The sequence below is a fragment of the Cloacibacterium sp. genome, from assembly GCF_047601505.1.
Taxonomy (GTDB): domain Bacteria; phylum Bacteroidota; class Bacteroidia; order Flavobacteriales; family Weeksellaceae; genus Cloacibacterium.
Genome location: NZ_JASGJD010000001.1, coordinates 2,105,111 through 2,117,914, shown reverse-complemented (window position 1 = coordinate 2,117,914; position 12,804 = coordinate 2,105,111). Strand labels below are relative to the sequence as shown.

General features: G+C 30.4%; 5 protein-coding genes. 2 read left to right on the top strand and 3 right to left on the bottom strand.

The window, feature by feature from the left end; all coding sequences use genetic code 11:
* Positions 1–86 precede the first annotated feature (86 nt).
* On the top strand, positions 87–1,856 hold the full coding sequence (locus QM746_RS09715) for an AMP-dependent synthetase/ligase (protein ID WP_414984039.1): 1,770 nt from the start codon (positions 87–89) through the stop codon (positions 1,854–1,856).
* 69 nt (positions 1,857–1,925) lie between these two features.
* On the opposite strand, the gene QM746_RS09710 is transcribed toward QM746_RS09715, so the two are convergent.
* The 3 genes from QM746_RS09710 to QM746_RS09700 are packed head-to-tail and all read right to left on the bottom strand — an operon-like array spanning position 1,926 to position 9,862.
* Positions 1,926–2,273 (bottom strand): phage holin family protein, encoded by a 348-nt coding sequence (locus tag QM746_RS09710; RefSeq protein ID WP_414984038.1) that lies wholly within the window; start codon positions 2,271–2,273, stop codon positions 1,926–1,928.
* A gap of 15 nt (positions 2,274–2,288) precedes the next feature.
* On the bottom strand, positions 2,289–2,681 hold the full coding sequence (locus QM746_RS09705) for a hypothetical protein (RefSeq protein ID WP_414984037.1): 393 nt from the start codon (positions 2,679–2,681) through the stop codon (positions 2,289–2,291).
* Between the two features lie 2 nt (positions 2,682–2,683).
* Positions 2,684–9,862 carry a T9SS type B sorting domain-containing protein gene (locus QM746_RS09700; RefSeq protein ID WP_414984036.1) on the bottom strand — a complete coding sequence of 2,393 codons (7,179 nt, stop codon included), beginning with the start codon at positions 9,860–9,862 and terminating at the stop codon, positions 2,684–2,686.
* Positions 9,863–10,708: 846 nt separating this feature from the next.
* On the opposite strand from QM746_RS09700, the gene pta reads away from it, so the two are divergent.
* On the top strand, positions 10,709–12,802 hold the full coding sequence (gene pta, locus QM746_RS09695; protein WP_374363832.1) for a phosphate acetyltransferase: 2,094 nt from the start codon (positions 10,709–10,711) through the stop codon (positions 12,800–12,802).
* The last annotated feature ends 2 nt before the right edge of the window (positions 12,803–12,804 follow it).

The following is a 12,804-nucleotide window of genomic DNA, read 5'->3' as shown; positions in this document are numbered from 1 at the left end:
TTTTAGACATTTGCTAAAAATTAATGTTAACCGTTTGTTAATTCCAAAAAAATCTTATTTTTACAAAAAGTTGAAATTTTAAAAATATGACTGCAACCAGATTGTTTGATTTCGCCCATGAAGCTGCAAATCAACATCCTAAAGAAGACTTATTAGTAACAAAATACAACGGAGTTTGGACCAAAACTTCCACGCAAGAGTTCGTAAACAAAGGAAATAAAGTTTCCAGAGGGTTATTAAGAATAGGAATAAAGCCCGGAGACAAAATTGCGCTTATCTCTAGCAACAATCGTACTGAATGGTGTGTGATGGATCTTGGTATTTCTCAAATTGGAGCTATAAACGTTCCTGTTTATCCTACAATTTCAGTAGAAGATTATATTTATATCTTTAATAATGCAGAAATTAAGTATTGTTTTGTTTCGGATAAAGATTTGTACGAAAAACTATTACAAGTAAAAAATGATGTTCCTAGTTTGACAGGAATTTTCACTTTTGATAACATTCCTGGAGCACCCAATTGGCAAGAAATATTAGATTTAGGCGAAAACAACGAAAATCAGCAAGAAGTTGAAGATATTTCGAAAACAATTAATACAGAAGATTTAGCAACACTTATTTATACTTCCGGAACAACTGGAAGACCAAAAGGAGTAATGCTTACTCATAAAAATATTGTAGCAAACGTTACAGCTTGTGCACCTATAATAACAGATGTTACCAAAGGTTTAGACGAACTGAAAAGTTTAAGCTTCTTGCCTATTTGTCATATTTTTGAAAGAATGCTCTATTATCTTTATGTGAGCCATGGTTTTTCTATTTATTTTGCAGAAAGTATTGATAAAGTTGGCGATAATTTAAAAGAAGTAAAGCCTCAGATTATGACGGTTGTACCACGTTTGATTGAAAAAGTGTACGACAAAATTGTAGATAAAGGAGCCGAATCTGGAGGTTTAAAATCTAAAATTTTCTTCTGGGCTCTTTCATTAGTTGAAAATTACGACCCCAAAAAACCAAAATCTCTAAAACATATTATTGCAGACAAAATTGTTTTCAAGAAATGGAGAGAAGGCTTAGGAGGAAATATTGCCACCTTAGTTTCGGGTTCTGCAGCGTTATCTCAAAGATTAAACAGAATCTTCCAAGGAGCAGGAATTCCTATTTTAGAAGGATATGGACTTACCGAAACTTCGCCAGTAATTGCTGTAAACAGTTTCCAACACATGAAAATAGGAACGGTTGGTCATGTTCTTAATAATTTGGATGTAAAAATTCAAGAAGATGGAGAAATTACCGTAAAAGGACCTTCTATTACGCAAGGTTACTATAACGACGACGAAAAAACCAAAGAAGCTTTTACAGAAGATGGTTATTTCAAAACGGGTGATATTGGACATATCGACAACGAAGGTTTCTTGCATATTACAGACCGTAAAAAAGAAATGTTCAAAACTTCTGGTGGTAAATATGTTGCGCCACAAGCAATAGAAAACCTTGCCAAAGCTTCTAAATTTATAGAACAAATAATGGTAGTAGGTGATGGCGAAAAAATGCCATGTGCTCTTATTCAGCCAGATTTTGCATTTGCACAACTTTGGGCAAATAGAAAACATATAAAAATAGGAACAACACCAGAAAAAATTGCCAATTCGCCTGAATTGAAAGCAAGAATAGAAAAAGATATTGCTGTACTTAATAACAATCTTGGAAAATGGGAACAAATTAAGAAAATAGAACTTACCCCAAAAGTATGGTCTATTGAAGATGGTTTATTAACCCCAACCATGAAACTGAAAAGAAAAATAATTAAAGAAGCTTTTATAAAGCTTTATGATAAATTATACGACAGAGCATAAACAGAAAAAACCGTCTCCATTGAGGCGGTTTCTTTTTTCAATCTAAAATAGATATTTTTTATTAAAAAATTAATCTTCTTTGCTTATAAAAATACTCTCTAAAATTGATGTAATAATGGAAAGTGCTATACTAAAAATAAACGCCCACCAAAATCCATCAACATGAATTCCATCTGTAAAACGTGCTGCTAATAAGGTGATTAAAGCATTAATTACTAAAGAAAAAAGTCCTAAAGTAATAATTGTAATAGGCAACGAAAATAACTGTAAAATAGGTTTTACAATTAGATTTAGCAATCCTAAAACTATCGCGAAGATAATCGCAGAAGTGAAATCTGCTACATGTACTCCACTTAGAATTCTTGGTAAAAAATATGCTACCAAAGCTGTAATGAGAAGTTTAATAATTGTTTTCATAATATTTGCAATTTATCATTTTCTAGATTTTCGGGGTTTTAATTTTATTTCTTTAACCTCCGAAATAAGCCAATCTTCTATTTGTATAATAAAGTGATTTCTTACTAAAACCATTTTACAAATAAAAATCATCCCAACAAATATAAAACATAAAACGAAAGAAATAAGACCAAAACTGGTAGAAATTTTCCAGCGCTGTTGTTCGTCTAATATCAAATGAATTTGCCTAGAAACAAAATCTAAAAATATTTTGTAATGCAGAAGACTTTCTAGCAAAAGCCCTATTCCTAGAACAAAAAAGAAAACGGCTAAAAGCCAAGAAATTCCCCAAACCAAAAATATAAAAAAAGTATTACCAGAAACCGAAGGCTGCTTATCTAAAATATTTTGAAGTTCTATTGTTTTCATTATTAATTTCTGTTTTTAATTAACAAATATCCTGTTAAAATTCTTCCGTCAGACAATTTTAAAATATAATAATAAGTAGCTGTTGGCAAAACACGTCCGTTATAAAGACCATTCCATTCAAAAGATCCATTAATAGTTTTATCTAATACTACTACTCCATATCTGTCTAAAACCTTAATTTGAGAACCGTTATAAAATTCTAAACCTTGTATTTTCCATTTATCATTTTGTCCGTCTCCATTAGGTGTAAACGTATTTGGAATGTCGAATATTGTAAACTGGGAAGAAGTGAGACTACATTTTTTGTCTTTTATTCTCACATAGATGTTATAAATTTCATTTTTAAGATTAGTAAATGTATTAGAAGATTGCCAATTAACCATGTCTAAAGAAAATTCATAATTACCAGACATAGCCATTAAAATAATTGCAGTAGAATTATTAATTTCAATATTTTTTATAATAGGAAGAACAGGAGAAACCACCTCTGTAGAAGTAGATGTAGAACAATTAGAAGAATTAGTAACCAATAAGGAATAAGTTCCTATTTGAGTAGGATAAATAACTTGCTTGTCACTATAAAAAACGCCATTAAGTTTCCATTCGTAAGAAAAACCTACACCAGCGTCTAAAGTAATAGGATTGTCTATACAATACTCTATTGAAGGCGGTAAATCAACATTAGGAATATTATTAAGTACTAAATCTAAGGTTACCATTTTATCACATCCTTGAGTGGAATTAATGTTTACATATATTTTATTATTACCAATTGAAATATTATAATAAGTTGGGTTATTAATAACCTTCATCTGTTCATCATAGTAAATAAAATTATATGCACTAGGATTAGAAATAATATTAGAATTATAATTTTTTAAATTAACAATTTCTTTATTATCGTTTTTATCATCGCATAACTTATCCGAATAATCATTAGCAACGATAGTAGTTGTTACCAAACTTACTTTAACTGGAGCTCTACCAACACTTTCGCAATTATTAGATGTTTGAGTAGCATAATAAGTAACGCCGTCTTTTAACAATGTAGAAGCAAGCATTAAATTACCACCAATAGCACTGTCATACCATTTTATATTATTTCCATTTATTGAAATTGAAGATAAAGTAGCTTTTTGATTGATACAAAAAACTTGTAAAGAATTAGCAATAGGCGGAACTGTTGCAGAAACACTCACTTTTACAGAAATTCTCTCTCCTTCGCAGTTTCCAATTGTTTGAGAGGCAAAATAAGTACTTCCATCTGCTAATATTTGGCTCGAAGAAATAAGATTACCTCCTGTAGCAGAATCGTACCATTTTATATTACTTCCAGAAATGGATAAATCAGAAATTTTAGCATTCTCTTGGATACAAAAACTTTGCAAATTATTGGCTGTAGGTTTTGGAGTTGGATTTACAAAAACATCTACAATTGCTTCTTTAACCTCCGAAATACATCCTAAATTATTTTTAATTAAAATGTAATATTTACTCGGATTTAAACCATTAAAAACATTACTTGCCTGCCAGCTTTTACCTCCGTCAATACTATAAAAAGCTGCTAAATTTGTAATCGTAATAGTTGCCGAAGAGTGCAAACAATCTATTTGTTCAATATTTACAATTGGAGTTGGCGGATAGTCTGTAGGTATATTAATTGTAACCTTCAATGCAGTAGATTCGCATCCTAAATTATTCCTAACTTTTAAATAATATTCACCTGGTGCTAAATTATTTGAAGCAGAATTGGTAGAATACGTTTTCCCATTATCAAAACTATATTCGTAGGCAGAACTGGTGATAGAAATACTACCAAAAGGATTAGTACAACTTAATGGCTGAATAACATTAACCACTGGTAAACTTGGAGCATTGGCTGGAGCATTAATTACTGCAACAGATTGAACAGAAGCACAACCATTTAATTTTCTTACTTTAAGATAATATGTACCAGTTGGTAAATTAGCAACAGGATTTGTTCCCCATGTTTTTCCATCATCAAAACTATATTCATCTGCAAATGTGTTAATTTTTATTACACCAATATTAGAACTACAACCAGATGGATGTGTTACCGAATAAATTGGAGCATCTGGAACTACTGGAGGTGGAGAAATCGTTACAGAAGATACCAAAGAAATACATCCTGAACTATCTTTTATCATCAAATCATAAGTACCTGGAAGTAAATTGTTAAGAGAATCACTGGTACTAAAAGTTATACCCTTATCAAAACTATAAAGTGCTGCTTTAGTCTTAAATGTAATGCTTCCTGTTTTAGTATCACAATCTGGTTGATTAACAATATATTCTGGCGCTGGTAAATCTGATTGTTTATTAATAACAACCGTTATAGCATCCGATACACAGCCAATTTTATTTCTATATTTAATATTATAAGTTCCTGGTGGTAAATCTGATTTAGTATTAGAAAAAACAAAACTTAGCCCATTATCAAAACTATAACTATCACCATCAGAAGTAATGTTTATACTACCTGTAGAAATGCTACAAGTTGGTTGCGTAACTTTAACATCTGGTGCTGCAATGGTACTTCCCGAAGAAAGATTAACTACTGTAGTAAGAGACTCACAACTATAAGAATTTTGTTTTATTTTTATCATATATGTTCCAGCTCCAAGATTTATTTTGGAGTTACTAGTAGTCCAACTTGCGCCATCATTAAAACTATAACTTGCTGCTGATGTATTGATAACTATACTTCCATCTGTTACTCCGCATGCTGAAGGTTGTTTTACAGTAACTAATGGCGCTGCAGGAATTGATGGCGGAGAACTTATATAAACATACTGATATTGAGAAATACACCCCAAAGAATTCTTTATCATTACATAGTAAGTTCCTGATGATAAATTAGATTTTACAGAATCTGTACTCCAGGTTTTTCCTCCATCAAAACTATATTGGTCTGAATAAGTATTAATATATATTGTTCCGTATGGCTCAGAACATGTAGGCTGTACAGTACTAACATTAGGAGATGGTAAATTATAAGTACTAACATTTGCATAATAAGGATAAGATGTACATCCTTGACTATTTTTTACTACTATTGAATATGTTTTATTAGGTATTGGTTTGGTAATAATTGGATTAGTTCCCCAAGTTGTACCTCCATCAAAACTATATTCAGAAGCAGATGAAAGAACACTAATACTACCATCAATACCACAACTAGGGTTTACAATTTTTACAATCGGAGTTGGTATATAATATTTATTTATACTAATACTAATAACATATGGGATAGAAGTACATCCTTTAGAATTTTTTACCATGAGATTATAATATCCCGAAGTAATGCCAGAAAGTGTAGAATTTGTCGTCCATGTGTTACCTCCATCAAAACTATATTTATCTGCAACAGTGGCAATTGTAATACTACCAAGCTTGCCACAAGTTGGTTGTTCGTATGTATAATCTGGTGTTGGAAGGTAATAATCTTTAAGGTAAACAGATATACCATAAGGATCTGATGTACATCCTAAATTATTTTTTATTCTGATATAATAATATCCTTTTTTTAAGTTTGTAAAAGTATTGCTAGTAGACCAAGTAGTGCCATTATCAATACTATAAAAATCTGAAACAGTATTAAAAGTAATGGTTCCTCCATTATCACAAGTAGGGTCTGTAAATGTATAATTTGGCTTATCTAAATAGTATTCTTTTATTTGTACATAGTTTACATTAGAAATACAACCATTTTTATCTTTAATTAAAACGTAATAATGACTAGGCGTAAGATTACTAAATGTATTGCTAGTACTCCAAGTATAGCCATCATCAATACTATAATAATCTGATTTTGTATTAATTACAATACTTCCTTTTGTAGTACACGTTGGTTGTGTAGTAGTAACATTAGGAGTAAATAATTTCTTATCATCCAAATAAATACTAATGTATTCTGAAATACATTGTTTACTATTTTTTATAACAAGTGTATAGTATCCACTTTTAAGAGGAGTAAAGACAGGATTAGTACTCCAAGTATAACCGTTGTCTATACTATAAAAATCTGCTTTTGTTTTAAAAGTAATACTCCCAATATTACCACAACTTGGCGATATGGCTTCATAATCTGGTTTATCTAGACGACTCGAATAAATATAAACAGAATAACTTTGTGACATACACCCCTCTTTATTTTTAATTCTAACATTGTAGTAATTCTGCGTTAAATTTGTTATTGTATTACTAGTACCCCAAGTATTACCTCCATCAAAACTATAATAATCAGCTACTGTATTAATTGTAATGCTTCCTTGCGCATCACAAGTAGGCTGAATAACTTTATAATCTGTTAATGGAATTTCTGGATTATTTAGATAAACATAATTAGAGTAAGATTCGCAACCAATCTTATTCTTAATTTTTATAGAATAATATCCAGCCGGAAAACTTTTTTTATTAAGCGTTGTCCAAGTTACTCCATTATCAAAACTATAATAATCACTAAGAGTATTTATTGTAATAGTTCCATTGTTTCCACAAGTTGGCTGTTCTACAGTAAAAATTGGAGAATCTAAATGAGGTTCATATAAATATACTGAGTTTTGAAGCGAAACACAGCCATTTTTATCTTTTACTTGAATTAAATAAATTCCAGCTGGCAAATCATCTTTGATATTACTAGTACCCCATGTTTTACCTCCATCAAAACTATATTGATCTCCTATTGTTGAAATATAAATATAACCATTAACTCCACATGAAGGCTGAATTGTACTATAGTCAGGATAAGATTGTTCTAAACTATTTACATAAATATTTAAGAAATAAGAAGTACATCCTAATTTATTTTTAAATCCTATAGAATAATTCCCCTTTTTAACATTAGTCAAAACATTACTTGTAACCCATGTGGTACCTCCATCAAAAGTATAAAAATCTGATTTATCTCCTATGGTAATAGAACCATCAACATCACACGCTGGGAGTATTAAAGAATAGTTTGGATTACCAAGAGAAACTCCATTTAAATAAACATTGTCAATATAAGATTCACATCCTTTTATATCTTTTGTTCTAATCTTATAAATTCCAGGAGAAAGATTGTCTAAATAATTACTTGTTTGCCAAGTTACTCCTCCATCAAAACTGTAATATGCAGATTCTGTTGTAATTGTAATACTCCCCTTATCTCCACAATATTTCGGCACTGTATAGCTGTAAGAAGGATATGTAGAAGCTGGTGCAACTATTTCTACAACTTGTGCGTAAGATATACAACCATTTACTGTTTTTATTTTTACTTTATAAGTTCCAGGATATAGATTGTTTAATGTATTATTTTTAACCCAAGTTACTCCATTATCAAAACTATACTCACTTGCAGGAGATGTTACTTTTATACCTCCCGAAGAAGAATTACAAGAAGGTTGCGTAACTTCTAAAGTGGGCAAAACAGCTGTTTGAGAAGCTTCTATATTTACACTTGCTGTACTTATACAGCCATAAGAATCTGTTATAGTAACACTATAAGTACCTATAGAAGTGGCAGTAATACTTTGCGTAGTTTCTCCATTTGGACTCCATTTATAAGATGCTCCAGAAGAAGCAGTGAGAACTGTACTCCCGGAACAGACATTTAAAATTCCAGAAATATTAGCTGTAGGATTTTTAAGCTCTAATGTAGCATGAATAATTTTGAAACAAGTAGTACTTTTGCTTACTCTTACATATATCGTAGCAGAAGGACTATTGTATTTTGTAATATTAGTTATGCTATTAGTATTAGATAATGCATCGTTATAATCTTTAAAATAACTAAAAGTATATCCCGAAGTATTAGAAACTAATTTAGAATTCAAATCTGTTAAATTAAAATCTTCACTTCCATTATAATCAGAATCACAGATAGTTAACTTTGCTGTTTGCAAATCAATATCACAATCTGAAGTACAATTCATAAACGAAATATCCCAACCAGAATTAGCATCATTATCCGTTGCAGATGCAAAACTAGTACCGCTACAACTTGTCCCAGAAATGTCATAATCTATTTTTACACCAACATTATAATTAGCATTGGTTATATTTGGAAATACTTTAGAATCTAAATTAAAACAAAACCTTTTTTTAGTATTATCCTGAGATGTAGGACTGCTAGTTGTGTATATTATTTTATTAGAAGTGTCATAAACATTTAAAGTAATACTTTTTACAATTGCAGATTGACCACCAGAATTAGGAATAGTATAACTACCACAAACCGAAATTGGTAACGTTGGGCACAATGCATTAATTGGGTCTAAATCTACCGTTCCTTGTATATTTTCATCAGAATGCAAAATACATAAATCATCTATAAAAGCATAACCAAAATGAGCCCCAAAACCACATCTAGAACCAATAAATTCTATTGTAAATTCTTCATTATTTGGTATCGAAGATATATCTAACATGCCAGATTGCCAATTAGCAGTATAAAGAGTAACCGCATATGCCCAACCTGAAGGAACTTTACTAAAAATACAATTCTTTTCGTCCCCTATCATACAAAACTCACTTACAACATCTCCATTTTTATTAATAATTCTTGCTTTAAAAAACGGTTGATTATCTTTATGTCCATTATCATAAACTGTTTGCAAAACAGCTTTGTAATTGAATTTTACAAAATTTTCATTATTGCTCTTATACCTTTTAGCTTGTACAGAAGAACTTGTAGTATTAGAATACTCGTAATTTATTTTCAGAGCATATTGGTCAAACGCTTTAATATCACCAATATATTTATCAATATAATTAGCAGGTACAGTAGAAGCCATAACATCTGTAGCAGAAGGATCGTAAATTTTAATATTTTCGTTTGCCTTATTAGATATTGCTTTACACTGTGTTGGTCCCATTTGATCGCCAATTGTATAAAGAAAATTTTTAAGAAAAGTATTACCTCCTGATGTTTCATATTGCTCGAACCCACTATTAGAACACATTTCAACAGCTTTTTGATCTGCAGAAATTCTGTTATTACCCTGCTTAAGACTTGCTCTTTCCTTGCTCTTATTACTTTCTATCTGTTTTATGATATTTGGGTTAGTAATAATTTTACCATTAACATCATCATACAATCTATTCCCCTCATTAGTAACATTTTGAGAATAATAAATACCAAAAACTAATAAAATTAAATAGTAAAGTTTTTTCATAAAATAATAATATCTTCAATTATAACACCTTAATAAATTCTCTCAAAAAAAAAACAATACTTCTATGTAAATAAATAATAAAAATAAATTTGTAAATCTCTTATTATAAACACATTATACAAGCATAATTATAACCTAATAAATGATTATAAATACTCTTTTTTTATTGATTAATTTATTTTCTAACAGAAAAAAAATAATGATGTAAAGAAGATGAAAATTATATATCAGAACTTGGCTATGTTTTTTTTGTAAAAATAAGTATTTTTTCAATAAACTGAAAATTAACAAATCGTAAAAGGAGACCAATATCAATAGAATTTATTTGCAAGTGAAAAAACATTTTTATTAGATTTGCAGGGTATAAATTTTAAGGGTGAAACACTAATTTTTATACTTTATCTGCCTCGTCATTAGCTGATGAGGCTTTTATTTTATAAAATGCCAAACAAGTAAATGTTAATTTAATTAACTTTTTTTACACAAAAACATCAATTAAATGTGAAAAATGCAATTTTTTCAATCTAAAAAATTATGATTTATCTCATTTAAAATAATTTGCAATGTACTTTTATCCATTGAGGTTTAAGTAGATATTTATACAGCAATTACTTTAGTTGTTTATTATTCAATGCATTATATTAATTTTATAAAGAAGATTTTTAAAATTTAATATTTTATTATTTTTATTAATAATTTGGTTTTAATATTAATTGTGATATATCTCAATGGGAAATTATTTTTAATATTCGTAATTTTGCCAATATAAATTTAGATTAGAAACAATTAAAAGTATTGCCTCCATTAATTCTTTAAAAAGACAATACAAAAAGTAAAAATTATCCAATGAGTAAAGCAATTTATATCACCACAAACGAACCTCACAGTGGAAAATCTACCGTTACACTCGGTATGATGAGTATGTTGATTGGTAAAGCAACTAAAGTGGGCTATTTTCGTCCGATTATAGAAGATACCGAAGACGACAAAATAGACAGCCACATACAAACGGTTATAGATTATTTTAAGCTTAATATTCCTTACGAAGACGCTTATGCCATTACAAAAAGTAAGTTGATAAAAGAGAAAAACAGCGGTAATATAGATTCGGTTATAGACCTCATCATAGAAAAATACAAAGCTCTAGAAGATAAGTTTGATTTTGTATTGGTAGAAGGAACCAGCTTCTCTGGCGAAGGAACAGCTATTGAATTAGATATAAATGTATTAATTGCTAAAAATCTTGGTATCCCAGTAACAATTGTAGGTTCTGGAGAGAACAAAAGCATTGAAGAATTGGTAGATACACTTAATCTTACCTATAATACCTTCAAAGAAAAAGACGTAGAAGTTATCTCTATTATCGCCAATAAAGTACTTGCCGAAGACAAAGATTTAATCAATATAAAACTTAAAAATACGTTCTCAGAAGATATTCTTAAATTCGAAATTCCTGTAGTAAAAGGTTTAGACAGCCCTACTTTCATGGAAATTGTAAAAGAATTAGATGGAAAATTACTTTTCGGAGAAAAAAACGTAAATAACCCTGTTGAGAGTTTCAGCGTTGGAGCAATGCAACTTAGAAATTATCTTCAACACATCACCGAAAAAGGTTTGGTAATCACTCCGGGAGACCGTGCAGATATTATCCTTGGTGCATTATTAGCCAATCAATCTGCCAACTACCCTTCTGTTTCTGGAATTATTTTAACAGGAGGAATCGTTCCTGAAGATACTATTATGAAATTGATAGAAGGTTCTTCAGATATTGTTCCTGTAGCTTCTGTAGAAGATGGAACTTATTTAATTGCCAACAGAATTGGAGCGATAAAATCTAAAATCTACGCAGATAACATTCAAAAAATTGAAACTTCTATCCAAGTTTTCCAAAAATATGTAAATCTAGAAGAACTTTCAGAGAAATTAGTAACCTTCGAAGTAGATGGTATTACACCGCGTATGTTCCAATACAACTTATTGAAACAAGCTAAAAAAGAAAGAAAACACATTGTTTTACCAGAAGGTAATGACGATAGAATTCTGATTGCAATTTCCAGATTGCAAGAAATGGACGTAGTAGATCTTACTGTAATTGGTTCGAAAAAAGAAATCGAAAAAAGAGCTACGGAGCTTAATATTCACATCGATTATTCTAAACTTAATATTGTATCTCCACACGAATCTCCTAATTACCAAAGCTATTCTGAGACTTATTACGAGCTTAGAAAACAGAAAAACGTAACGCTTGCAATGGCACAAGATTTAATGGAAGACGTTTCTTATTATGGTACAATGATGGTTTACAAAGGTCATGCAGATGGTATGGTTTCTGGCGCTGCACATACTACACAACACACCATTTTACCAGCTTTACAATTTGTAAAAACAAGACCCGAATGCAAAATCGTTTCTTCAATCTTCTTTATGTGTTTAGAAAACAGAGTTTCTATTTTCGGAGATTGTGCCATCAATCCAAATCCTACAGCAGAACAATTGGCAGAAATTGCAATTTCTTCTGCAGACTCTAGTGTTGCTTTCGGTATCGAGCCAAAAATTGCAATGCTATCTTACTCTTCTGGTAACTCTGGCAAAGGTGACGATGTAGATAAAGTGAGAAATGCCACTGAAATTGTTCGTCAAAAACGTCCTGATTTAAAAATTGAAGGTCCAATTCAATATGATGCAGCTGTAGATATGACCGTAGGAAAAAGCAAATTACCAAACTCTGAAGTTGCTGGGCAAGCTAGTGTATTAATCTTCCCAGACCTTAACACAGGTAACAATACTTACAAAGCTGTACAAAGAGAAACTGGTGCTGTAGCAATAGGCCCAATGTTACAAGGTCTTAACAAACCTGTAAACGACCTTAGTAGAGGTTGCACCATAGACGACATTATTAATACAGTAATTATTACTGCAATTCAAGCTCAAAAATTATAATT